Here is a 23,264-nt window from a genome sequence, read left to right as displayed (position 1 = left end):
CCAAATGTTGCAACCAAAGCGTACGAAGTTCCGCAAGCAGATGACCGGCCACAACCGTGGTCTGGCACTGCGCGGTAGCAAAGTCAGCTTCGGCGAGTTCGCGCTGAAGTCTGTTGCTCGTGGTCGTCTCACCGCTCGTCAGATCGAGTCAGCGCGTCGTGCTCTGACCCGTCACGTAAAACGTGGCGGCAAGATCTGGATCCGTGTATTCCCGGACAAGCCGATTTCCAAGAAGCCTCTCGAGGTTCGTATGGGTAAAGGTAAGGGTAACGTGGAGTACTGGGTTGCCCAGATTCAGCCAGGCAAAGTCCTGTATGAAATCGAGGGTGTTTCTGAAGAGCTGGCGCGTGAGGCTTTCGCCCTGGCTGCTGCAAAGCTGCCGCTCGCCACCTCCTTTGTTAAACGGACGGTGATGTGATGAAAGCGAATGAACTTCGTGAAAAATCCGCACAGCAGCTGAACGAGCAACTGCTCGGCTTGCTGCGCGACCAGTTCAATCTGCGCATGCAGAAAGCAACTGGCCAGTTGGGGCAGTCTCATCTGCTCTCGCAAGTTAAGCGTGACATCGCTCGCGTGAAGACTGTGCTCAACCAGCAGGCAGGTAAGTGATCATGGCTGAAGCCGAAAAAACTGTCCGTACGCTGACTGGCCGTGTTGTCAGCGACAAGATGGACAAAACCATCACCGTTCTGATCGAGCGTCGCGTAAAGCACCCGATCTACGGTAAATACGTTAAGCGTTCGACTAAGCTGCACGCGCACGACGAAACCAATCAGTGCCACATCGGCGACAAAGTCACTATTCGTGAAACTCGTCCGATGGCCAAGACCAAGTCTTGGGCGCTGGTTGATGTTCTCGAACGCGCTGTGGAAGTCTAAGGGCTAGGGGTCGGAGAAATTATATGATTCAGACTCAATCCATGCTCGATGTGGCCGATAACAGCGGCGCTCGCCGTGTTATGTGCATCAAGGTGCTGGGTGGCTCCCATCGTCGTTACGCTGGTATCGGTGACATCATCAAAGTTACCGTGAAGGAAGCAATTCCTCGCGGTAAAGTGAAAAAAGGCCAAGTGATGACTGCTGTTGTAGTCCGCACTCGTCACGGCGTACGTCGTGCTGATGGCTCCATTATCCGCTTTGATGGCAACGCTGCTGTTCTTCTGAACAACAAGCAAGAGCCGATCGGCACCCGTATCTTTGGGCCAGTGACCCGTGAACTTCGTACTGAGAAGTTCATGAAGATCGTCTCGCTCGCCCCAGAAGTGCTGTAAGGAGATCCGACATGCAAAAGATTCGTCGTGACGACGAGATCATCGTGATCGCCGGCAAAGACAAAGGTAAGCGCGGTAAGGTGCTGAAGGTTCTTGCTGACAACCGTCTGGTTGTTGGTGGTCTGAACCTGGTCAAGCGTCATACCAAGCCTAACCCGATGTCGGGCGTACAGGGCGGTATCGTCGAGAAAGAAGCGCCACTGCACGCTTCCAACGTCGCCATCTTCAACGGCGAAACCAACAAGGCTGACCGCGTTGGTTTCAAAGTAGAAGACGGTAAGAAAATTCGTGTCTTCAAGTCGACCCAAAAAGCGGTTGATGCTTGAACACTGCTAGGTAGAAGACCATGGCACGACTAAAAGAGATTTACCGGAAGGAAATCGCTCCGAAACTTAAGGAAGAACTTAAGCTTTCGAACGTGATGGAAGTTCCGCGCGTTACCAAAATCACCCTGAACATGGGTCTGGGCGAAGCGATCGGCGACAAAAAAGTCATCGAGCACGCTGTTGCTGACCTGGAAAAGATCACCGGCCAGAAAGTCGTTGTGACCTACGCTCGTAAATCCATCGCTGGCTTTAAAGTCCGCGAAGGATGGCCGATCGGCGTCAAAGTGACCCTGCGCCGTGAGCGTATGTACGAGTTCCTGGATCGTCTGCTGTCGATCTCCCTGCCTCGGGTTCGCGACTTCCGCGGCCTGAATGCCAAGTCCTTCGATGGTCGCGGCAACTACAGCATGGGCGTGAAAGAGCAGATCATCTTCCCAGAAATCGACTACGACAAGATCGATGCTCTCCGCGGTCTGGACATTACCCTGACCACCACTGCCAAGAACGATGATGAAGGCCGCGCTCTGCTGCGTGCTTTCAAATTCCCGTTCCGCAACTGATTGGAGTAGGAAAATGGCCAAGAAGAGCATGAAGAACCGTGAGCTGAAGCGTCAGCTCACCGTTGCCAAGTACGCCACCAAGCGTGCAGCGCTGAAAGCTATCATCGTCGATTTGAACGCAAGTCCAGAAGCGCGTTGGGAAGCTACCGTAGCTCTGCAGAAGCAACCACGTGACGCAAGCGCTTCGCGCATGCGTAACCGTTGCCGCCTGACTGGTCGTCCGCACGGCGTGTACCGCAAGTTCGGCCTCGGCCGTAACATGCTGCGTCAAGCTGCAATGCGTGGTGACGTGCCAGGTCTGGTTAAAGCCAGCTGGTAATTGTTGTCAAAGTCTCGATGTTCGGGTTCGCAAGAACCTGACCATCGGTGGCCTTGAATCTGAATCAAGCCCCTTTTGGGGCTTGATTCATTTCTGGGGTGTGTCTAGAATGACCGGCTCGCCTGAGCCCGTGTTTTTCTGCCCGGAAGTTCTCGGCGACAAGTAGTAGCCGCAAGGCTAATTTTTTTGTATTAGGAGCGTCTAGCCCATGAGTATGCAGGACCCGTTAGCGGACATGCTAACTCGAATCCGTAATGCCCAGATGGCTGAAAAGTCTGTCGTAAGCATGCCGTCTTCCACGTTGAAGGCTGCTGTAGCAAAAGTCCTGAAGGACGAAGGTTACATCGCGGATTTTCAGATCACCACCGACGCCAAGCCGTCGCTGTCCATCTCGCTGAAGTACTTCGAAGGCCGTCCGGTTATCGAAGAAGTGAAGCGCGTTAGTCGTCCAGGCCTGCGTCAGTACAAGTCCGTTGAAGATCTGCCGAAAGTTCGTGGCGGTCTTGGCGTGTCTATCGTCTCCACCAACAAAGGTGTGATGACTGATCGTGCTGCGCGCGCTGCCGGTGTCGGCGGCGAAGTTCTTTGCACTGTGTTCTAAGGGGGGATAAGCATGTCTCGCGTCGCTAAGAACCCCGTTAAGCTGCCAGCCGGTGTCGAAGTCAAATTCGCAGGCCAACAGCTTTCGGTGAAGGGTGCCAAGGGCACTCTTGAACTGAACATCCATTCGTCCGTTGAGATCGTTGAAGAAGCTGGTGAGCTGCGTTTCGCTGCTCGCAATGGCGATCAACAAACTCGCGCAATGGCCGGTACCACGCGTGCGTTGGTAAACAACATGGTCCAGGGCGTAAGCCAAGGCTTTGAGCGCAAGCTCCAGCTGGTTGGTGTTGGTTACAAAGCGCAAGCAAAAGGTCAGGTTCTGAACCTGGCTCTTGGCTTCTCGCACCCAGTGGATTACGAACTGCCGGAAGGCATCACCGCTGAGACTCCTAGCCAGACCGATATCCTGATCAAGGGCATCGACAAGCAGCTGGTAGGTCAAGTGGCCGCCGAGATCCGCGACTTCCGTCCACCAGAGCCGTACAAAGGCAAAGGTGTGCGCTACGCGGACGAAGTCGTCCGTCGTAAAGAAGCCAAGAAGAAGTAGGGCATAGCAAATGACCGACAAAAAAGTTACTCGACTGCGTCGCGCTCGCAAAGCACGCCTGAAAATGCACGAACTCGAAGTCGTGCGTCTCTGCGTGTTCCGCTCGTCGCAGCACATCTACGCCCAGGTCATCTCGGCCGACGGCAACAAAGTCCTGGCAAGTGCCTCGACTTTGGATAAAGAACTGCGTGATGGTGCCACTGGCAACATCGACGCGGCCACAAAGGTTGGCCAGCTGGTCGCTACGCGTGCTAAGGCCGCTGGCGTATCGCAAGTGGCTTTCGACCGCTCTGGCTTCAAGTACCATGGCCGCGTTAAAGCGCTGGCTGATGCTGCTCGTGAAGCTGGGCTGGAGTTCTAAGTTATGTCAAATAACGACCAAAAGCGCGACGAAGGCTACATCGAGAAGCTGGTTCAAGTTAACCGCGTAGCCAAAACCGTTAAAGGCGGCCGTATCTTCACTTTCACCGCGTTGACCGTGGTTGGTGATGGTAAAGGGCGTGTTGGCTTCGGCCGTGGCAAGTCGCGTGAAGTGCCTGCTGCGATCCAGAAGGCAATGGAAGCTGCTCGCCGTAACATGATTCAAGTTGACCTGAACGGCACCACTCTGCAGTACGCAATGAAGTCCGCTCACGGCGCTTCGAAGGTGTACATGCAGCCTGCTTCTGAAGGTACCGGTATCATCGCTGGCGGCGCTATGCGTGCTGTCCTCGAAGTTGCTGGCGTTCAGAACGTTCTGGCCAAGTGCTACGGCTCGACTAACCCGGTAAACGTGGTTCACGCCACTTTCAAGGGTCTGAAGGCTATGCAGTCTCCTGAGTCCATCGCTGCCAAGCGTGGCCTGCGTGTTGAGGAGATCAAGTAATCATGGCTACCGTTAAAGTTACGCTGATCAAAAGCATGACCGGCCGCATCCCTAACCACAAACTGTGCGTTAAGGGTCTGGGTCTGCGTCGCATCGGTCACACTGTAGAAGTCCAGGATACTCCCGAGAATCGCGGGATGATCAACAAGGCTTACTACATGCTGCGTGTCGAGGGTTAATCGATGAAACTCAATGATCTGAGTCCAGCGCCGGGTTCCCGTCGCGAAAAGCATCGTCCGGGCCGTGGTATCGGTAGTGGTTTGGGCAAGACTGGTGGCCGTGGCCACAAAGGTCAGACCTCCCGCTCCGGTGGCACCATCGCTCCAGGCTTTGAAGGCGGTCAACAGCCGCTGCATCGTCGTCTGCCTAAGTTCGGTTTCGTTTCCCTGAAAGCCATGGATCGCGCAGAAGTGCGTTTGTCCGAGCTGGCTAAAGTGGAAGGCGACATCGTTACTGTGCAGTCCCTGAAAGATGCCAACGTGATCAACGTCAACGTACAGCGTGTGAAAATCATGCTGTCCGGTGAAGTGACTCGCGCTGTCACTATCGGCAAGGGAATCGGCGCCACCAAAGGTGCGCGTGCGGCTATCGAAGCAGCTGGCGGCAAGTTCGAGGAATAAATGGCTAAGCAAGGTGCTCTCTCTGCGCTCGGCAAAGGCGGTATGTCTGAACTCTGGGCTCGTCTGCGTTTTCTGTTCCTGGCGATTATCGTCTACCGAATAGGCGCACACATCCCGGTTCCAGGTATCAACCCGGACCGACTCGCAGACCTGTTTCGACAGAATGAGGGGACCATTCTTAGCTTGTTCAACATGTTCTCCGGCGGCGCGCTGGAACGGATGAGCATCTTTGCACTGGGGATCATGCCGTACATTTCGGCATCGATCATCATGCAACTGATGACCGCCGTCAGCCCGCAGCTGGAGCAGTTGAAGAAGGAAGGTGAAGCTGGCCGTCGCAAGATTAGCCAGTACACCCGCTACCTCACCGTCGCTCTCGCTCTGGTCCAGGCTATTGGCATGTCCATTGGTCTGGCGGGGCAGGGCGTCGCGTTCACTGGTGACTTTGGCTTCCATTTCGTCGCGGTAACCACATTTGTGGCTGGTGCGATGTTCATGATGTGGCTGGGTGAGCAGATTACTGAGCGTGGTGTTGGCAACGGTATCTCGATGTTGATTTTTTCGGGTATCGTCGCCGGTCTTCCGAGAGCAATCGGGCAGTCTTTCGAGTCTGCGCGTCAGGGTGATATCAACATCTTCGCCCTGGTTGCCATCGGTTTGCTGGCAGTAGCGATTATCGGTTTCGTGGTGTTCATTGAGCGTGGTCAGCGTCGTATCGCTGTTCATTACGCCAAGCGTCAGCAGGGCCGCAAGGTTTTTGCTGCGCAGACAAGCCACTTGCCGCTGAAGGTGAACATGGCCGGTGTTATTCCGGCTATTTTCGCGAGCAGCATTTTGCTGTTCCCGGCTTCGTTGGGTGCCTGGTTCGGTCAGTCTGAAGGTATGGGCTGGTTGCAGGACATCTCGCAGTCGATCGCTCCTGGTCAGCCGTTGAATATTCTGCTGTTTAGTGCAGGGATTATTTTCTTCTGCTTCTTCTATACGGCGTTGATGTTCAATCCGAAAGACGTAGCGGAAAACCTGAAGAAGTCCGGTGCCTTTATTCCGGGCATTCGTCCAGGTGAGCAGTCTGCGCGCTATATTGATGGCGTTCTGACCCGCTTGACCCTGTTCGGTGCTCTTTACATGACGGCCGTGTGCCTGTTGCCCCAATTCCTGGTGGTTGCAGCAAACGTTCCGTTCTACCTTGGCGGGACCTCGTTGCTGATCGTGGTCGTGGTTGTGATGGACTTCATGTCCCAAGTACAATCGCACCTCGTTTCGCACCAGTACGAATCCCTGATGAAGAAAGCCAACCTGAAGGGTTACGGCAGCGGCATGTTGCGCTGAGTACCCATAAGGTTCGAGGAGTTGGTGATGAAAGTTCGTGCATCGGTGAAAAAGCTGTGCCGTAACTGCAAGATTATTCGCCGCGAAGGTGTTGTTCGAGTAATTTGCAGCGCGGAACCGCGTCACAAACAGCGCCAAGGCTGAGTGTGATTGTGCTTCAAGCCCGGTAGCTAGTGCGCTACCGGGTTGATTATTTGTTATTACAGCGATATTATCTCGCGCCCTATTTCTTGGCTTCCGGGGCGTAGGTAGCTGTCAATTGGAGTCCCACTGAATGGCCCGTATTGCAGGCGTTAACATTCCAGATAACAAGCATACTGTTATCTCGCTGACCTACATCTATGGTGTTGGTCGCACTACTGCGCAGAAGATCTGTGCAGTGACTGGGGTAAACCCAGCAGCAAAGATCAAAGATCTGAGCGACGAGCAAATTGAACAGCTGCGTGGCGAAGTGGCGAAGTTCACCACTGAAGGTGACCTGCGTCGCGAAATCAACATGAAAATCAAGCGCTTGATGGACCTCGGTTGCTATCGCGGTCTGCGTCATCGTCGTGGTCTGCCAGTACGCGGTCAGCGTACCAAGACCAACGCGCGTACCCGTAAAGGTCCGCGTAAGCCGATCCGCAAGTAATCGCCCCAGCGAATCGACAGGAATTTAATCATGGCAAAACCTGCTGCTCGTCCTCGTAAAAAAGTTAAAAAGACAGTGGTTGATGGGATCGCCCACATCCATGCATCTTTTAACAACACCATCGTGACCATTACCGACCGTCAAGGTAACGCTCTTTCCTGGGCTACCTCCGGTGGTTCGGGTTTCCGCGGTTCCCGCAAGTCCACCCCGTTCGCTGCTCAAGTAGCTGCTGAACGTGCTGGTCAAGCTGCGCTGGAATACGGCCTGAAAAACCTCGACGTCAACGTCAAGGGTCCAGGTCCAGGTCGTGAATCCGCAGTCCGCGCTTTGAACGGCTGTGGCTACAAGATCGCCAGCATCACCGACGTGACGCCAATCCCGCACAACGGGTGCCGTCCGCCGAAGAAGCGCCGCGTGTAATCCAGGAGATTGTAAAGAATGGCTCGTTACATTGGTCCAAAATGCAAACTCGCTCGTCGCGAAGGCACCGATCTCTTCCTGAAGAGCGGCGTGCGCGCGATCGAATCGAAGTGCAACATTGAAGCAGCACCTGGTATCCACGGCCAGCGCCGCGGTCGCCAGTCCGACTACGGCACCCAACTGCGTGAAAAGCAGAAGGTCCGTCGTATCTACGGCGTTCTCGAGCGTCAGTTCAGCGGCTACTACAAAGAAGCTGCTGGCAAGAAAGGTGCAACCGGTGAAAACCTGCTGCAACTGCTCGAATGCCGTCTGGACAACGTTGTATACCGTATGGGCTTTGGTTCGACTCGTGCCGAATCCCGTCAACTGGTATCGCACAAGTCGATCAGCGTTAACGGTCAGACCGTAAACGTTCCGTCGTATCAGGTTCGTGCTGGTGACGTGGTTGCAGTTCGCGAGAAAGCAAAAAACCAGCTTCGCATTGTCCAAGCTCTCGATCTGTGTGCCCAACGTGGCCGCGTAGAATGGGTAGAAGTAGACACTGAGAAGAAGTCGGGCGTTTTCAAGAACGTTCCTGCTCGCAGTGATCTGTCCGCCGACATCAACGAAAGCCTGATTGTCGAGCTCTACTCCAAGTAAGGGCTAGAAAATAGGTGCATCCATGCAGATTTCGGTAAATGAGTTCCTGACACCCCGCCACATTGATGTGCAGGTTGTCAGTCCAACCCGCGCCAAGATCACTCTCGAGCCTCTCGAGCGTGGTTTTGGCCACACCCTGGGCAACGCGCTGCGCCGCATCCTGTTGTCCTCAATGCCCGGCTGCGCAGTAGTCGAGGCCGAGATTGACGGTGTGCTCCACGAGTACAGCGCCATCGAAGGTGTACAGGAAGACGTAATTGAAATCCTGTTGAACCTTAAAGGTCTGGCCATCAAGCTGCACGGTCGTGACGAAGTTACGCTGACCTTGTCGAAGAAGGGTTCGGGGGTGGTTACCGCTGCCGATATTCAGCTGGATCATGATGTCGAGATCGTTAATCCCGATCACGTAATCGCTAACCTGGCGTCTAACGGCGCCCTGAACATGAAGCTCACCGTAGCTCGTGGTCGTGGTTATGAACCAGCCGACTCGCGTCAGAGCGATGAAGACGAAAGCCGCAGCATCGGTCGCTTGCAGCTCGACTCTTCGTTCAGCCCGGTTCGCCGTATCGCTTACGTGGTGGAAAACGCCCGTGTCGAACAGCGTACCAACCTGGACAAGCTGGTTATTGATCTGGAAACCAACGGTACCCTGGATCCTGAAGAGGCTATCCGTCGCGCTGCAACCATCCTGCAACAGCAGCTGGCTGCGTTCGTCGACCTCAAAGGTGAAAGTGAGCCGCTGGTTGTCGAGCAGGAAGACGAGATCGATCCGATCCTGCTTCGCCCGGTTGACGATCTGGAACTGACTGTACGTTCGGCTAACTGCCTTAAGGCGGAAAACATCTACTACATCGGCGACCTGATTCAGCGTACCGAAGTAGAGCTGTTGAAGACTCCGAACCTGGGCAAGAAATCCTTGACTGAAATCAAGGACGTTCTGGCCTCCCGCGGTCTGTCCCTCGGCATGCGCCTCGACAACTGGCCGCCTGCAAGTCTTAAGAAGGACGACAAGGCGACTGCCTGATCGTCGTAATCACCGAACGTAGTGTTTGGTAAGGAATGAACCATGCGTCATCGTAAAAGTGGTCGTCACCTGAGCCGCACCAGCTCGCACCGCAAGGCCATGTTCCAAAACATGGCGGTGTCGCTGTTCGAGCACGAGCTGATCAAAACTACTCTGCCAAAAGCCAAAGAACTGCGCCGCGTTGCCGAGCCGCTGATCACTCTGGCCAAGACAGACAGCCTGGCTAACCGCCGTCTGGCTTTCGACCGTACTCGTTCGAAAGCTATCGTTGGTAAGCTCTTCAACGACCTGGGCAAGCGTTACGCTACCCGTGAGGGTGGCTACCTGCGCATCCTCAAGTGCGGTTTCCGCGCTGGCGACAACGCGCCTATGGCGTACGTCGAGTTGGTTGATCGTGCTACTGCTGGCGAAGCTGTATCCGCCGAGTAAGACGTCAGTCTGAAACAAAGAACCGGGCCTAGTGCCCGGTTTTTTGTGTCTGTAAGAAATGCGCCGTCCATACAAGTTTCTGACATGGTTGAACTGCCACTATGTGCCGGGAAAACATAATTAGTAATTATCTATCGATGCTTGCAGGTTAATGAATTTGTAGCTGTAACGTCGATGATCAATACTTCCCTCCAAGCCCATTAGCCGGCAGTTCAAGACTGACAGAGGAAGAAGACCGCATGAGCCAGACCAAGACGCTTACAACCGCCAGTGGCGCGCCAGTCGCTGATAACCAGAATTCCCGTTCCGCCGGCCCACGCGGTCCGCTGCTTCTCGACGATTTCCATCTCATCGAAAAACTCGCGCACTTCAACCGTGAAAACATTCCAGAGCGCCGTGTCCACGCTAAAGGTTCGGGCGCTTACGGTACGTTCACCGTCACCCGTGACATCACGGAATACACCAGTGCCAAGCTGTTTGAATCGGTAGGCAAGCAAACGCCAACCTTTCTGCGCTTTTCTACCGTAGGTGGCGAGCGTGGTTCGGCCGACACTGAGCGCGATCCGCGCGGCTTCGCCTTGAAGTTCTACACCGAGGAAGGCAACTGGGACATCGTTGGCAACAACACGCCAGTGTTCTTCATCCGTGATCCGCTGAAGTTTCCGGACTTTATCCACACGCAAAAGCGTCTGCCGCAAAGCAACTTGAAAAGCGCGCAGATGATGTGGGATTTCTGGTCGCATTCGCCTGAGGCGCTGCACCAGGTCACTATCCTGTTTTCTGATCGTGGCATCCCTGACGGCTATCGCCATATGCATGGCTTCGGCAGTCACACTTACAGCCTGATCAACGCCAAGGGCGAGCGTCACTGGGTGAAGTGGCACTATAAGACTCAGCAAGGCATCAAGAACCTGGCACCAGCCGAGGCCGCCCGTTTGGCCGGTACCGACCCGGACTATGCGCAGCGTGACCTGTTCGAGGCCATCGAGCGCGGTGAATTCCCGAAATGGCGCGTGTGCATTCAGATCATGACCGAAGCGCAAGCGGCGGCTCATTACGAGAACCCATTCGACGTGACCAAGACCTGGTCGCAGAAGGAGTTTCCGTTGATCGAAGTTGGTGAGCTGGAGTTGAACCGCAACCCGCTGAACTACTTCGCTGAAGTTGAACAGGCTGCGTTTGGCCCGAGCAACATGGTGCCAGGCGTGGGTCTGTCGCCGGACCGTATGCTGCAGGGTCGCGTATTCGCCTACGCTGACGCGCACCGCTACCGTGTGGGCACCAACCACCAGCAATTGCCGGTGAACGCTCCGCGCAGCCCGGTGAATACTTATCAGCGTGACGGCTCCATGGCGTTCGGCAGCAATGGCGGCGCGGCGCCGAACTATGAACCGAACAGCTACGTTGAGTCGCCGAAACAAGCGCCACATTACGCTGAGCCAGCGCTGGCCTTGAGCGGTGCCGCTGATCGCTATGATCACCGCGAAGACACCGACTACTACAGCCATGCCGGTGCCTTGTTCCGCTTGATGAGCGAAGAGCAAAAAGCGCTGCTGGTCAGCAACATTGCCGGCGCAATGGCGGGTGTTTCCAGCGACGTCGTCGATCGCCAGTTGCAGCATTTCTACAAAGCCGATCCAGCGTATGGAGAAGCAATCGCAAAGCTGCTTAGCCTACAGCTTAACGAAGTCTAAACGAGAAGCAGAACCGCCCTCATTTGGGCGGTTTTTGCGTTATTTGGCCTGCTTTTCTCAGAATATCTTCGCTTTTATTGCGCGCGGTGAGTGACCTTCCAGTCAGGTTGGTTCAAACTACAGACTTTCAGGAAGGGAGATGTAGGGCGATGCAAGGCCACCCAGATGTAATCGATTACCTCAATACGTTGCTGACCGGCGAACTGGCCGCGCGTGACCAATATTTCGTTCATTCGCGGATGTATGAGGACTGGGGGTTTACCAAGCTCTACGAGCGCATCAACCACGAGATGGAAGAAGAGGCCGGCCACGCCGATGCATTGATGCGGCGGATTCTGATGCTCGAAGGCACGCCGCGCATGCGTCCGGATGATCTGGACGTCGGCACCACGGTGCCTACGATGCTCGAAGCTGATCTGCGCCTCGAATACAAAGTCCGCGCTGCGCTGTGCAAAGGCATCGAACTTTGCGAGCAACACAAGGACTACGTCAGTCGCGAAATTCTGCGGGTTCAGCTCAACGACACCGAAGAAGATCACACCTACTGGCTGGAAAAGCAGTTGGGCCTGATCAAGCTGATCGGTCTCGAGAACTACCTGCAATCCCACGCGTCCTGATTGCACCAGCTACAAAAAAGCCCCTGGCACCTCAACGGTGACAGGGGCTTTTTCATGCCTGGCAGTTAAGCCCGATCGCGGATCAGCAGTGGCTTGAGGTAATGGGCGGTGTGAGATTGCTTCATCTCGGCGACTTCCTCCGGCGTACCGGTGGCAATGATCTGCCCGCCCTTGGAACCGCCTTCAGGACCTAGGTCCACCAGCCAGTCAGCGGTCTTGATCACATCGAGGTTGTGCTCGATCACCACCACAGTGTTGCCGTGATCGCGCAGACGATGCAGAACATCGAGTAACTGCTGGATATCGGCGAAGTGCAGACCGGTGGTTGGCTCGTCGAGGATGTACAGGGTCTTGCCGGTATCGCGTTTGGACAGCTCGCGCGACAACTTGACCCGCTGTGCTTCACCGCCGGACAGGGTCGTCGCCGACTGCCCGAGCTTGATGTAGGACAGGCCGACATCCATCAGCGTTTGCAGCTTGCGCGCCAGTGCCGGCACTGCATCGAAGAACTCCCGAGCTTCCTCGATGGTCATTTCGAGGGTCTCGTGGATGCTCTTGCCCTTGTACTTGATTTCAAGGGTTTCGCGGTTGTAGCGCTTGCTCTTGCACACATCGCAGGGCACGTAGATGTCCGGCAGAAAGTGCATTTCCACCTTGATCAGGCCGTCGCCCTGGCACGCTTCGCAGCGACCGCCCTTGACGTTGAACGAGAAACGCCCCGGGCCGTAACCCCGGGAGCGCGACTCGGGCACGCCGGCAAACAGTTCGCGGATCGGCGTGAACAGCCCGGTATAGGTCGCGGGGTTGGAGCGCGGCGTACGACCGATCGGGCTCTGGTCGATGTCGACGACTTTGTCGAGATGTTCCAGACCTTTGATGCTGTCATGCGCAGCCGCTTCCAGCGTGGTCGCACCATTGAGCGCCGTGGCGCTCAGCGGGAACAGCGTGTTGTTGATCAGTGTCGATTTGCCCGAACCGGATACGCCAGTCACGCAAGTCAGCAAGCCGATCGGGATGTCCAGATCGACATTGCGCAGATTGTTGCCGCGCGCACCCTTGAGCGACAGGTTGAGCTTCTTGTTGCGTGGGGTGCGTTTGGCCGGCACTTCGATCTTCACCCGGCCGGACAGGTATTTGCCGGTCAGCGAATCAGGGTGTGCCATGACTTCGTCCGGCGTGCCCTCGGCAACGATCTGCCCGCCGTGCACACCGGCGCCCGGGCCGATATCGACGACATAGTCAGCCAGACGAATCGCGTCTTCATCATGCTCGACCACGATTACCGTGTTGCCGATATCGCGCAAATGCTTGAGCGTACCGAGCAGCCGGTCGTTGTCGCGCTGATGCAAGCCAATGGATGGTTCATCGAGGATATACAGAACGCCGACCAGGCCCGCGCCAATCTGGCTTGCCAGACGAATCCGTTGCGCCTCGCCACCGGACAATGTGTCGGCACTGCGATCCAGCGACAGATAGTCGAGGCCGACGTTGACCAGAAATTGCAGACGCTCGCGGATTTCCTTGAGGATCTTGTCGGCGATCTCGCCGCGTCGCCCTGTCATCTTCAGCGCACCGAAGTATTCACAGGCATCGCCGATCGGCAGATTGGTCACTGCCGGCAGGGTTTTCTCGCCGACCCAGACGTGCCGGGCTTCGCGGCGCAGACGCGTGCCACGGCAATCCGGGCAGGCCTGATGGCTGAGGAACTTGGCCAGCTCTTCGCGCACGCTCGCCGATTCGGTTTCGCGATAGCGGCGCTCAAGATTCGGCACGATGCCTTCGAACGGGTGCGAGCGTTTGACGATGTCGCCACGGTCGTTCAGGTATTTGAAGTCGACGTTCTGCGAGCCGCTGCCATGCAGGATGAACTTCTGCTGCTCGGCGCTCAGCTCGTTGAAGGGCTTGTCCAGACTGAATTTGTAGTGCGAGGCGAGCGAGCCAAGCATCTGGAAGTAATAGACGTTGCGCCGGTCCCAGCCACGGATCGCGCCCTCGGCCAGGGTCAGCTCGCCATTGACCAGACGCTTGATGTCGAAGAACTGCTTCACACCCAGGCCATCACAGGTCGGGCAGGCGCCGGCCGGGTTGTTGAAGGAAAACAGCTTGGGTTCCAGCTCGCTGATCGCATGGCCGCAGATCGGGCAGGCGAAGCGTGCGGAGAAGATCATTTCTTCGCCGGGCTCGTCGTCCATCGGCGCGACCAGGGCAATGCCGTCGGCGAGTTTCAGCGCAGTCTCGAAAGACTCGGCCAGACGTTGCTGCAGATCGGCGCGGACCTTGAAGCGGTCAACGATCACATCGATCGAATGCTTCTTCTGTTTATCCAGCTTCGGCAGCTCGTCGAGCTCGCAAATCCGTCCGTTGACCCGAGCGCGGACGAAACCCTGCGCACGCAATTCTTCGAAGACCGACAGGTGTTCGCCTTTGCGTTCGCGGATCACCGGTGCCAGCAACATCAGTTTGCTGCCTTCCGGCTGCGCCAGCACCAGATCGACCATCTGGCTGACGGTCTGCGCCTCCAGCGGAATGTCGTGATCCGGGCAGCGCGGCGTGCCCACGCGGGCATAGAGCAAGCGCAGGTAGTCGTAGATTTCGGTGATGGTGCCGACCGTCGAACGCGGGTTGTGCGAGGTCGACTTCTGTTCGATGGAGATCGCCGGCGACAGGCCTTCGATGGTGTCGACGTCGGGTTTTTCCATCATCGACAGGAACTGCCGGGCGTAGGCCGACAGCGATTCGACATAGCGGCGCTGACCTTCGGCATACAGCGTGTCGAACGCCAGGGACGACTTGCCGGATCCGGACAGGCCGGTGATGACGATCAGTTTGTCCCGTGGCAGGGTCAGGTCGATGTTCTTCAGGTTGTGGGTACGGGCCCCACGTATCAGGATCTTGTCCAAAGTGGCCTCGCTTGGCGGGCGTCGAAAACGTAGGAGTATACGGGCAAATACTGGATGGATGCACACTATCAAACGAAGGGCGTTTTGCCGTTCATGAAGAGAGTTTCATCTATACGCGTCATAGCGTCGCGATATACCCCGTCTTCCGATGGGACTGGTAGAATCGCCGCCGGTTCACACGAGGTTTTTCCATGCACGATCCCCACAGCGAACGCATGAGTGGCAGCGAGACCCGCGCGGCGAGCGGTCTGGCCCTGGTGTTCGCCTTCCGTATGCTTGGCATGTTCATGGTGTTGCCGGTGCTGGCGACCTATGGCATGGATCTGGCGGGAGCGACCCCGGCCCTGATCGGACTGGCGATTGGCGCTTACGGTCTGACCCAGGCAATTTTCCAGATTCCGTTCGGGATCATTTCCGACCGCATCGGTCGCCGGCCGGTGATCTACCTCGGCCTGATCGTCTTCGCTCTCGGCAGTGTTCTGGCTTCCCAGGCCGATTCGATCTGGGGCGTGATCGCCGGGCGAATCCTGCAGGGCGCCGGGGCGATTTCCGCAGCGGTGATGGCGCTGCTTTCCGACCTGACCCGCGAGCAGCATCGCACCAAAGCCATGGCGATGATCGGCATGACCATCGGCCTGTCGTTCGCCGTGGCCATGGTGGTCGGGCCGTTACTGACCAGTGCGTTCGGGCTGTCCGGGCTGTTCCTCGCCACTGGCGCCATGGCGCTGGTCGGCATCCTGATCATCATGTTCATGGTGCCGCAATCCACCGGGCCGTTGCAGCACCGTGAGTCCGGCGTCGCCCGGCAGGCACTGATGCCGACGCTCAAGCACCCGGACCTGCTGCGCCTGGATCTGGGCATCTTTGTGTTACATGCCATGTTGATGTCGAGCTTCGTCGCCTTGCCGCTGGCACTGGTGGAAAAAGCCGGTTTGCCCAAGGAACAGCACTGGTGGGTCTACCTCACCGCGCTGCTGATTTCGTTCTTCGCCATGATCCCGTTCATTATCTACGGCGAGAAGAAACGCAAAATGAAACGAGTTTTGCTCGGCGCCGTCATGACATTGATGCTGACTGAACTATTCTTCTGGCAGTTCGGCGACAGCCTGCGTGCTCTGGTGATCGGTACGGTGGTGTTTTTCACCGCGTTCAATCTGCTCGAGGCATCGTTGCCGTCGCTGATCAGCAAGGTTTCACCGGCAGGCGGCAAGGGCACGGCCATGGGCGTGTACTCCACCAGCCAGTTCCTCGGTTCTGCACTCGGCGGGATACTCGGCGGCTGGTTGTTCCAGCATGGCGGTCTGTCGGTTGTGTTCCTCGGATGCGCCGCGCTGGCTGCACTTTGGCTGGCCTTTGCTGTTACCATGCGCGAACCTCCCTACGTGACGAGCCTGCGCTTGCCGTTGTCGCCCGAAGCGATCCGCGAAGCGGGTCTGGTCGAGCGCCTCAAGGCCCTGGTAGGGGTAACAGATGCAGTGATAGTCGCCGAAGAGGCGGCTGTTTACATCAAACTGGACAAAGAATTAGTGGATCGCACCACCCTCGAACGCCTGGTCAACAACCCGGCCGGGGCTGCGTGCGACGCTTAGGAGAACGTTATGGCCCGTGGGGTTAACAAAGTCATATTGGTCGGCACTTGCGGCCAGGATCCCGAAGTTCGCTACCTGCCTAACGGTAATGCCGTGACCAACCTGAGTCTGGCCACCAGCGAACAATGGACCGACAAGCAGACCGGTCAGAAGGTCGAGAAAACCGAATGGCACCGCGTATCGATGTTCGGCAAGGTTGCCGAGATCGCCGGTGAATACCTGCGCAAGGGTTCGCAGGTCTACATCGAAGGCAAGCTGCAGACCCGCGAGTGGGAAAAGGACGGCATCAAGCGTTACACCACTGAAATCGTGGTCGACATGCAAGGCACCATGCAACTGCTCGGCGGCCGTCCACAACAGGGCGACCAGCAAGGCGGCGGCAACAACTACCAGCAGCAGGCGCCACGTCAGCAGGCACCGCGCCCGCAGCAGTCGGCTCCACAGCAGCGTTCGGCTCCGCAAGCACCGCAGCAGGCCGCACCGCAACCGGCTCCGGATTTCGACAGCTTCGATGACGATATTCCGTTCTAATTCCTACCTAAGACTATTCTGTAAGGTTTGGACCTGAGACCCCCGCGATGCGGGGGTTTCGCGTTTTTGTAGGTGTTAAAAATATTCTCAGCAAATTTCTCTGAGGTACTACCCTGTAAAAACGTAAAGAATAGGAGGCTGGTATGGGGCTGTCCTTAAGGAGAATTAAATCTACAGATGGAGAGCGTTTCATTGTCCTCGTCGACGAGGATGGGATGCCTCTGTTCTATCCCGCGCTGTACGTCACCGTGCACTTGCGCGGGCGCTCACTAGCGGTAAATACAATCCAAAATGCGCTCAATGCTCTCAAAGCCCTCTACGCGTGGCAGAACTATTACAGCATTGATGTCGAATCGCGTTTTTCGTGTGGTGAGCTGCTGCTGAGTCACGAAATCCATTCGCTGCGTGATTTCATGCAGAAGCCCTTGGCCGATGAGGATGGGGGGAGTGTCGTTTCAATTTCCCGCAGGGTGCGAACCGTAAGTAAAGGCAATCAGTACGCACGGATGTCGGTGATTGCAGACTATCTGGGTTTTCTCGCAGACCAAAATCTATCGTCCTCTACTTCGAGTCGTGATGGTGTCGGGCGAATGGTGTCGCAGATCAAGTCCAACCGACCGAAGACGTCGAATAAATCCAACATTAGTCGAGAAGACAAATATCTGGATGACTCGGCGCTTGATAGGCTCGAAATTACGTTGAGGCCTGGGGCAGAAAACAACCCGGTACGAGAATATGCCGTCCAGGTACGTAACGCGTTGATGTTCTCCATTCTCCGTATCACCGGGTTACGTCGTGGCGAGCTGTTAAATCTCAAAGTTGAAGACCTCGACTTTGGAATGAACACGATGAAGGTGGTCAGGCGCCCCGACTCAAAGGAGGATGCGAGGGCCTATCAGCCAGTCGCAAAGACTCGGGAGCGGGTCATCCCGTTGATACCTGAACTTGCAGATCAGATTTATAGCTATGTACTCAGTCACAGGAATAAGGTGCCTGGCGCCAAGAAGCACGGTTATCTCTTCGTAACGCATAAATCGGGAAGTTCGCAGGGGCTACCGTTATCGAACGCTGGGTTTGGTAAATTCATGGGGCAGCTGAAGCATATTCTCGAAGGCTATAGCGGTATTCACGCTCATTCGCTACGGCATCATTGGAACTATTCATTCTCGAAAACCTGCGAGATTCAGGGTGTGACGCCTGAGCGAGAAGAAAAGATTCGCTCATACCTCATGGGCTGGAGCGAGACCTCTGGGACAGCTGCCACCTACAATCGAAGGCGTATAAGGGAGCAGGCCAATAAGGCTGTGCTTGAACTCCAAAGTAAGCATTTCAGTAACGTCAAAAGTGGAGCGACTGAATGAACAAGCTTGCGACGCAGGTGAATGCTACCGAAGAGTTTTACTCTCGTGATGGATATCATGTTCGGTTTGTCGATAAGCGTTGGAGGTTGAATAAAGATATTGTCATTCCCGTATCGTTATTAGCAGATATGCTTCCCACCAATTTGTACCTGTCCTTCCGTCACGTGCTCGCTTTCTATGCCAAGACGGGGTCTGCATCTCATGCGGTTAATATCTACTCTCGTTGTAAGCACTATCTAGAGTCTACGATTACCCATGCACCGTTCGGCAGTGAGTCTTTAATTTCCTATCGTTCCACGTTGGATGTGAAAACAGAATGGTATTTGGGCAGTTTACGAGGGTTTATCAAGAAGTGGGCTGATCTTGGATATTCAGGTATTCCTAATGACTCATTGGTTTTGCTGAATAATTGGACGTTTAAGGGGAATGAGAAGGGATATGCGGTGCAATCTATGTGCCCGGACAGTGGTCCACTAACTGATATCGAAATGGAGAGTGTCATTGCGGCTGTTGTGGCCGCCTACAGCGAGAGTGTCCTATCTCTCACTGATACATGTTACGCAATGACCTTGGCTATGACCGGGCGCCGAAGAGTGCAAATTACCGCGTTGAAGCTGAAAGACTTGCTTTCACACTCTCACCAAAACGGCGAAAAATACTATATAAACTTTCCACGAGCTAAGCAGCGGAGTCAGTCTTGGCGCACGGAGTTCAGTAAATTCTCAATAGTCGAAGACTTGTGGCTACTTTTGAAGCAGCAGGCATTTGTGGTTAGTACAGCATTCTCGGATAGATTCGGGGAGGGCTTTCCTTTTGAGTTGATCCCTGAGCTTCCGCTATTTCCGGTTATGAAGAATGTTGGCACTCTCGCTGAGCTAAGGGATCAGCTCAAAGGAGATCGTTTGCATGCACCATCCCATTTTGTAAAGACCGCCATGGACCGGGTTGAGAAAACGATAGCGGTTATTAGCGAGCGAACAGGTTTTCCCGTTCACCTGAATCCGATTCGTTTCCGTTACACCCTCGGGACTAACCTCGCTCGTGAAGGGAAGGGTGAGTTTGTCATTGCTGAAGCACTCGATCATTCCGATATTCAGAATGCTGGTGTGTACGTCCGGAACATTCCTGAGATTGTCGAACGAATTGATAAAGCGGTTGCGTTACAACTGGCGCCCATCGCCCAAGCGTTTCAAGGCGTGCTTGTCGTGTCTGAGAGAGACGCGAAGCGCGGAGATGACCCAAACAGCAGAATTTCCAATGGTGCTGTAAACCTTGGCACCTGCGGTAGCTATGGTTTTTGCGGCGCCCTTGCCCCCATTGCTTGTTACACCTGCAGTCACTTCCAGCCGTGGTTGGACGGTCCACATGAAGCTGTCCTGGAGGGCTTGATCAATGAGCGCGACAAGGTCATGGAGCGGACGGAAAACAGGAAAATCGCTTCCGTAAACGACCGATTGATTCTTGCTGTAAGCGATGTGGTTAGCCGCTGTATTTCGATGAAAAAGGAGGTCACTCGTGGCTGAAATTCTCCTGTTCAAACCGAAGCATGTAATCGATGCCAAAAATAATCTCAGTGATTTTATTGAGATGTGTCGTGACAGGCTTACAGTATTCGGCGCTGATCTCGAGTGGGAGCGCGACAGCTGGCCAGGGGTGGGTAATTTCACCGTTATAGGGGCACCGGCCCGAGGATTTACTGAAAGCCAGCTACTAAATTCCGAAATTGTTCCTTTTGCCAAGGCTTATGTGCGGTACCAGCAGGGGCATAAACCTAACAAACTTAAATATGAGTTTAAAGCTATTCGTTGTATCGAGAAGGCGCTTTTGCAAGTCAAAGGGCGAGCGGATATCACGTTAACAGACATTCAAGTTATGGATGTGGCCGCCGAGGTTGCCCGAGAATACAAGTCGACGGCATATCAAGCGGGCAGTAGCTTAGTTCACCTCGTAAATTTTCTAAACGAAAGTAAAATTATTTCGTGGCCAATTAAATGGAAAAATCCGATCTCTAAGCCAAAGGAAATAGACAGAACAGATGTTGAGGGGAAAAAGAAACGAGCTGAAAAAATGCCCGAGCAGCACTTGCTCGAGTATATGGGTGAGATGTTCGCAAACGACCTTCAGGCTCCTCGAGATCGCTTCACGACTTCGATATTCGCCTTATTGATGTGCGCTCCATCACGTATTAGCGAAGTTCAAGATTTACCGCTTAACTGCTTGCACATAGAGGTCGACAGCAAAGGTGTCGAGCGCCTTGGTCTGCGCTTCTACGCTGGTAAAGGTTATGGCGCTGATATCAAGTGGGTTTCGACCGTCACAAAGGATATAGCAGTCGAAGCTGTGCGTCGTCTGGCTGAGATGTCTGAAGACGGCCGAAGGTTAGCTGCCTGGTATGAAACACATCCCGATAAGTTTTATCGGCATGTTGGTTGCCCAAATGTTGGCGAGCTGGAGCCGCTATCGGATGAACAGGCTGCCATGGCGCTCGGTTTATCCCTACAGCATCTGAATGTCGATCCTTATTTCAAAGGTTACAAGCCTTATCAGGAGCTCAAGGCGAAGGGAGAACGGTTGACCTTGGCATTCCTGAACACATTTGCTCATAGCAAGCTACCGGAAGACTGGCCTTGGAAGAACAAGGAGCGGCATATCAGGTATTCGCAAGCACTTTGCTGCTTCCGCCGTCACCAGTTTCACCTCGATCGTGTGACCAGTCCTTTACTGCTTTGGTCGCCGGGTAAAAGCACATTCACGACCGACCTGAATTACATTCCAGGACAAGAGAGCAATATCTGGCGTCGCCATGGCTACGCCAATCCGGATGGCAACGAAATTTCCATGACTTCGCATCAGTTGCGACACTTTTTGAACACGATTGCTCAGAGGGGAGACCTCGGTCAGCTAGATCTCGCCAAGTGGTCTGGTCGCGCGAATATCCATCAAAACGCTACCTACAATCACATGAGTGACGATGAGTATGTTGATCTGGCTAGGCAGGCTGGAGTAGGGGGCGTTCTCGCTAAAATTAAAGCGAACACGCCGGTGACGCTTACTGACCTGAATGCCATAGGTGACGGGATTGCTCACGTAACCGAGTATGGGTTCTGCGTCCATGACTTCTCCATGTTGCCATGCCAGAAGCACCGCGATTGCTTGAACTGCACCGAACAGGTTTGTATCAAGGGAGACGATGAAAGATTAGAGCGCTTGAAGCAGCAACGCGATGGAATTTTCCAGCAGCTAGAAAAGGCGCGAGGGGCAAGTGAGGACGGCTTGTACGGCGCAGATCGATGGAGTCAACATCAACATAAAACCTTGGAGCGGGTCACTCAGCTCATCGAGATACTCGAATCGCTGGAAACGCCGATAGGATCAGTGATTTGCTTGAGCGATGATCAGGAGTTCAGCCCGCTTAAGCGTGAACTGGATGCCCGATCTAAGACCTCAGGTAACGTTCCGACAGTCACGTCAGGACTGCCTTCGCTTGATGATATGCGAGCGCTGCTTAGGAGGAATGATGGCTAGGCATTTGACCCGCAGGGACATCGAAATCCTGGTCAATATCATCGATGTGTGGGAAGGGAAGTTGAGTTGGGACGCGCTGTGCGATGCCGTCGCACCTCTCATTGGTGGGCGACCGACTCGACAGACACTCAGCTCGCATGGCCAGGTTAAAACGGCGTTCTCGCATAAAAAAGAGAAGCAAAAAACAGGCTTTGTTGCTGGGAAAAGGCCAGCAAGCTTGAGTATTGCCGAGCAACGAATCAAGCGTCTCGAAAATGAAAATGATCGACTTCGCGCTGAGAGCTCAAGATTGCTCGAGCAGTTTATCCGATGGCAATACAATGCGTATAAGCATGGTTTGTCGAAAGACAAGCTTGATGCGCCATTACCCTATATTGAGAGATGACGGCGTGAGCGCTGCGTTTTCTATCTTTGTGCGGGGCACCTATCACATGCCGAGCTCTTTGCGCACCAGTGCCATCAGGTCTTCCGCAGACAGGGATCTATCTTTAACAAGGTAGCTTTTTGCAAGAATCGTCACGGGATGAATGCCAATGGTCGAGGCGAATTCATCCAGCTTCTCGATAGAGGGGGTTTTCAGGCCGCGCTCAACGTCGCTCACGTAGCTCTGACTTGCACCTATGCTTTCCTGCGACAGATCCTTGCTCATTCTGAGCTCTCGCAGAGCCTGCCCAAATGCGTATTTCAGTTCCAATGTGCATTACTCGCAAAAGGAACGATAAGGCCTTCACAGGAATGAAAGTGCTATACTCGATAGAGTATAAAATGGAGTGATGTTATGTTTCGTACCTACGCAGATGCTGAAATTCAGATTGGCGAGGCTTTCGGATCACATTGTCACCTGTGGCGATTTATTGAACATGGACTTCATCAGCCCTGGTTCTATGTGACGTTGGCTAAAATAACTGAAGACGGCAAATATCGAGATATGCTGATGCTGTCTGACGTTTTTAGTCTTGAAGGCTTGGTTTTGTCTCGGGCTGAGTTTGTAAAAGTTGAAGAGGTACAATTAGTCAGTCCGGGATACTTTAATAAAAGCGGGTCTTGGTTGATGGAACCATTGTTAAGCATCTCCAAGGGTAAATTTGTGTCTGGTGATTGCTACTATGTATATAGGGTTTTAGGGGGAGGGTGCTACATTTCTAGCGGAGTTGGCTGCATTTCAGATCGTGTAGAGTTAAGTGAGGTTTTAGTATTTGAAGGTGCAACTGATGATTAACTGTTAAGTTTGGTGGTATTGTGAGGGCTAGTGAGTTGATTTTTGCTTCGGGGGCTTTGTAGTTGCAGTTGCGTTTGTATCGCTGGCGGATGGTCTGCGGTGGGTCTAGGTGACCCTAGATGTGAAAGCATGATTGACATAGTGATTACGCATTGACTATTGTTGTTATGCGCCTACGCGTGAATCATAGGGTGATTACAGGGATCTTCGGATCGCACCCCGCTTCTGATGAAAGTCAGATGGCCCAGT

At 54.5% G+C, this 23,264-nt stretch carries 31 protein-coding genes; 29 read left to right on the top strand and 2 right to left on the bottom strand.

The genetic code is table 11. The annotated features are described in order from the left end of the window. The first annotated feature begins 4 nt into the window (after nt 1-4). From rplP to bfr, 22 genes are all read left to right on the top strand, one after another. Complete coding sequence (rplP, locus tag CKW30_RS22570; protein ID WP_003228729.1) at nt 5-418, top strand: 50S ribosomal protein L16; 414 nt, start codon at nt 5-7, stop codon at nt 416-418. Further along, nucleotides 418-609 (top strand): 50S ribosomal protein L29, encoded by a 192-nt coding sequence (gene rpmC, locus CKW30_RS22565; protein ID WP_002555481.1) that lies wholly within the window; start codon nt 418-420, stop codon nt 607-609. Before rplP ends, rpmC begins: the two co-directional genes overlap by 1 nt. A gap of 2 nt (nt 610-611) precedes the next feature. Beyond that, nucleotides 612-878, top strand: coding sequence for a 30S ribosomal protein S17 (gene rpsQ / locus CKW30_RS22560; protein ID WP_003194644.1), 267 nt, complete (start codon nt 612-614; stop codon nt 876-878). A gap of 23 nt (nt 879-901) precedes the next feature. Next, nucleotides 902-1,270, top strand: a complete 369-nt coding sequence (gene rplN, locus CKW30_RS22555) for a 50S ribosomal protein L14 (protein ID WP_002555479.1) — start codon at nt 902-904, stop codon at nt 1,268-1,270. Nucleotides 1,271-1,281: 11 nt separating this feature from the next. Beyond that, the gene (gene rplX, locus CKW30_RS22550; protein ID WP_003186046.1) at nt 1,282-1,596 is read left to right on the top strand and encodes a 50S ribosomal protein L24; all 315 of its coding nucleotides are present in this window, start codon (nt 1,282-1,284) and stop codon (nt 1,594-1,596) included. Between the two features lie 20 nt (nt 1,597-1,616). Beyond that, nucleotides 1,617-2,156 (top strand): 50S ribosomal protein L5, encoded by a 540-nt coding sequence (rplE, locus tag CKW30_RS22545; protein WP_003210069.1) that lies wholly within the window; start codon nt 1,617-1,619, stop codon nt 2,154-2,156. A gap of 13 nt (nt 2,157-2,169) precedes the next feature. Further along, the gene (rpsN, locus tag CKW30_RS22540) at nt 2,170-2,475 is read left to right on the top strand and encodes a 30S ribosomal protein S14 (protein WP_003186042.1); all 306 of its coding nucleotides are present in this window, start codon (nt 2,170-2,172) and stop codon (nt 2,473-2,475) included. A gap of 208 nt (nt 2,476-2,683) precedes the next feature. After that, nucleotides 2,684-3,076, top strand: a complete 393-nt coding sequence (rpsH, locus tag CKW30_RS22535) for a 30S ribosomal protein S8 (RefSeq protein ID WP_016772944.1) — start codon at nt 2,684-2,686, stop codon at nt 3,074-3,076. Nucleotides 3,077-3,088: 12 nt separating this feature from the next. Beyond that, entirely contained in the window at nt 3,089-3,622 is a 534-nt protein-coding gene (rplF, locus tag CKW30_RS22530; protein WP_003228722.1) for a 50S ribosomal protein L6, read from the top strand. A 10-nt stretch (nt 3,623-3,632) separates the two neighbouring features. Continuing rightward, entirely contained in the window at nt 3,633-3,983 is a 351-nt protein-coding gene (rplR, locus tag CKW30_RS22525; RefSeq protein WP_003186037.1) for a 50S ribosomal protein L18, read from the top strand. 3 nt (nt 3,984-3,986) lie between these two features. Beyond that, a complete protein-coding gene (gene rpsE / locus CKW30_RS22520; protein ID WP_007955637.1) occupies nt 3,987-4,487 on the top strand; it encodes a 30S ribosomal protein S5 in 501 nt (166 codons plus the stop codon). Nucleotides 4,488-4,489: 2 nt separating this feature from the next. Then, complete coding sequence (gene rpmD / locus CKW30_RS22515; protein ID WP_003176408.1) at nt 4,490-4,666, top strand: 50S ribosomal protein L30; 177 nt, start codon at nt 4,490-4,492, stop codon at nt 4,664-4,666. Between the two features lie 3 nt (nt 4,667-4,669). Beyond that, nucleotides 4,670-5,107 (top strand): 50S ribosomal protein L15, encoded by a 438-nt coding sequence (rplO, locus tag CKW30_RS22510; protein WP_003228720.1) that lies wholly within the window; start codon nt 4,670-4,672, stop codon nt 5,105-5,107. Beyond that, entirely contained in the window at nt 5,108-6,436 is a 1,329-nt protein-coding gene (gene secY / locus CKW30_RS22505) for a preprotein translocase subunit SecY (protein WP_016772945.1), read from the top strand. Nucleotides 6,437-6,463: 27 nt separating this feature from the next. Continuing rightward, on the top strand, nt 6,464-6,580 hold the full coding sequence (rpmJ, locus tag CKW30_RS22500) for a 50S ribosomal protein L36 (RefSeq protein ID WP_002555468.1): 117 nt from the start codon (nt 6,464-6,466) through the stop codon (nt 6,578-6,580). A gap of 130 nt (nt 6,581-6,710) precedes the next feature. After that, nucleotides 6,711-7,067, top strand: coding sequence for a 30S ribosomal protein S13 (gene rpsM, locus CKW30_RS22495; protein ID WP_003186020.1), 357 nt, complete (start codon nt 6,711-6,713; stop codon nt 7,065-7,067). Between the two features lie 30 nt (nt 7,068-7,097). Beyond that, nucleotides 7,098-7,487: a 30S ribosomal protein S11 gene (rpsK, locus tag CKW30_RS22490; protein ID WP_002555466.1), complete on the top strand. Its 390-nt coding sequence runs from the start codon at nt 7,098-7,100 to the stop codon at nt 7,485-7,487. A gap of 18 nt (nt 7,488-7,505) precedes the next feature. Beyond that, nucleotides 7,506-8,126: a 30S ribosomal protein S4 gene (gene rpsD, locus CKW30_RS22485; RefSeq protein ID WP_003176404.1), complete on the top strand. Its 621-nt coding sequence runs from the start codon at nt 7,506-7,508 to the stop codon at nt 8,124-8,126. A gap of 22 nt (nt 8,127-8,148) precedes the next feature. Beyond that, nucleotides 8,149-9,150, top strand: a complete 1,002-nt coding sequence (rpoA, locus tag CKW30_RS22480; RefSeq protein ID WP_016772946.1) for a DNA-directed RNA polymerase subunit alpha — start codon at nt 8,149-8,151, stop codon at nt 9,148-9,150. A 42-nt stretch (nt 9,151-9,192) separates the two neighbouring features. Beyond that, entirely contained in the window at nt 9,193-9,579 is a 387-nt protein-coding gene (gene rplQ / locus CKW30_RS22475) for a 50S ribosomal protein L17 (protein ID WP_003176402.1), read from the top strand. Between the two features lie 239 nt (nt 9,580-9,818). Further along, complete coding sequence (locus CKW30_RS22470; protein WP_095181967.1) at nt 9,819-11,273, top strand: catalase; 1,455 nt, start codon at nt 9,819-9,821, stop codon at nt 11,271-11,273. Nucleotides 11,274-11,422: 149 nt separating this feature from the next. Next, nucleotides 11,423-11,890, top strand: coding sequence for a bacterioferritin (bfr, locus tag CKW30_RS22465; protein ID WP_016772947.1), 468 nt, complete (start codon nt 11,423-11,425; stop codon nt 11,888-11,890). A 65-nt stretch (nt 11,891-11,955) separates the two neighbouring features. Here the strand turns inward: bfr and uvrA are convergent, their stop codons facing one another. Continuing rightward, nucleotides 11,956-14,790, bottom strand: coding sequence for an excinuclease ABC subunit UvrA (gene uvrA / locus CKW30_RS22460; RefSeq protein WP_095181966.1), 2,835 nt, complete (start codon nt 14,788-14,790; stop codon nt 11,956-11,958). 191 nt (nt 14,791-14,981) lie between these two features. Between uvrA and CKW30_RS22455 the strand changes: the two genes are divergently transcribed. The 6 genes from CKW30_RS22455 to CKW30_RS22430 all read left to right on the top strand — a co-directional run bounded on the left by CKW30_RS22455 (nt 14,982) and on the right by CKW30_RS22430 (nt 22,181). Further along, nucleotides 14,982-16,379, top strand: a complete 1,398-nt coding sequence (locus CKW30_RS22455; RefSeq protein WP_041477665.1) for an MFS transporter — start codon at nt 14,982-14,984, stop codon at nt 16,377-16,379. 9 nt (nt 16,380-16,388) lie between these two features. Continuing rightward, nucleotides 16,389-16,910 (top strand): single-stranded DNA-binding protein, encoded by a 522-nt coding sequence (locus tag CKW30_RS22450; RefSeq protein WP_041477666.1) that lies wholly within the window; start codon nt 16,389-16,391, stop codon nt 16,908-16,910. A gap of 143 nt (nt 16,911-17,053) precedes the next feature. Further along, nucleotides 17,054-18,271 carry a site-specific integrase gene (locus tag CKW30_RS22445; RefSeq protein WP_095181965.1) on the top strand — a complete coding sequence of 406 codons (1,218 nt, stop codon included), beginning with the start codon at nt 17,054-17,056 and terminating at the stop codon, nt 18,269-18,271. Then, complete coding sequence (locus CKW30_RS22440; protein WP_095181964.1) at nt 18,268-19,794, top strand: site-specific integrase; 1,527 nt, start codon at nt 18,268-18,270, stop codon at nt 19,792-19,794. The genes CKW30_RS22445 and CKW30_RS22440 overlap by 4 nt, the downstream gene beginning before the upstream one ends. Then, entirely contained in the window at nt 19,787-21,796 is a 2,010-nt protein-coding gene (locus tag CKW30_RS22435) for an integrase (RefSeq protein ID WP_095181963.1), read from the top strand. Before CKW30_RS22440 ends, CKW30_RS22435 begins: the two co-directional genes overlap by 8 nt. Continuing rightward, a complete protein-coding gene (locus tag CKW30_RS22430) occupies nt 21,789-22,181 on the top strand; it encodes a hypothetical protein (RefSeq protein ID WP_095181962.1) in 393 nt (130 codons plus the stop codon). Before CKW30_RS22435 ends, CKW30_RS22430 begins: the two co-directional genes overlap by 8 nt. 42 nt (nt 22,182-22,223) lie before the next feature. Here the strand turns inward: CKW30_RS22430 and CKW30_RS22425 are convergent, their stop codons facing one another. Beyond that, nucleotides 22,224-22,490 carry a helix-turn-helix domain-containing protein gene (locus CKW30_RS22425; RefSeq protein WP_094989985.1) on the bottom strand — a complete coding sequence of 89 codons (267 nt, stop codon included), beginning with the start codon at nt 22,488-22,490 and terminating at the stop codon, nt 22,224-22,226. 84 nt (nt 22,491-22,574) lie between these two features. Here CKW30_RS22425 and CKW30_RS27090 point away from each other — a divergent pair, with 84 nt between their 5' ends. After that, on the top strand, nt 22,575-23,015 hold the full coding sequence (locus tag CKW30_RS27090; RefSeq protein WP_143498012.1) for a hypothetical protein: 441 nt from the start codon (nt 22,575-22,577) through the stop codon (nt 23,013-23,015). Nucleotides 23,016-23,264 lie beyond the last annotated feature (249 nt).

The sequence above is a fragment of the Pseudomonas sp. Irchel 3F6 genome (assembly GCF_900187595.1).
Lineage (GTDB): Bacteria > Pseudomonadota > Gammaproteobacteria > Pseudomonadales > Pseudomonadaceae > Aquipseudomonas > Aquipseudomonas siliginis.
The sequence above is the reverse complement of the archived record's forward strand: the minus strand, read 5'-3'. Positions and strand labels throughout refer to the sequence as shown.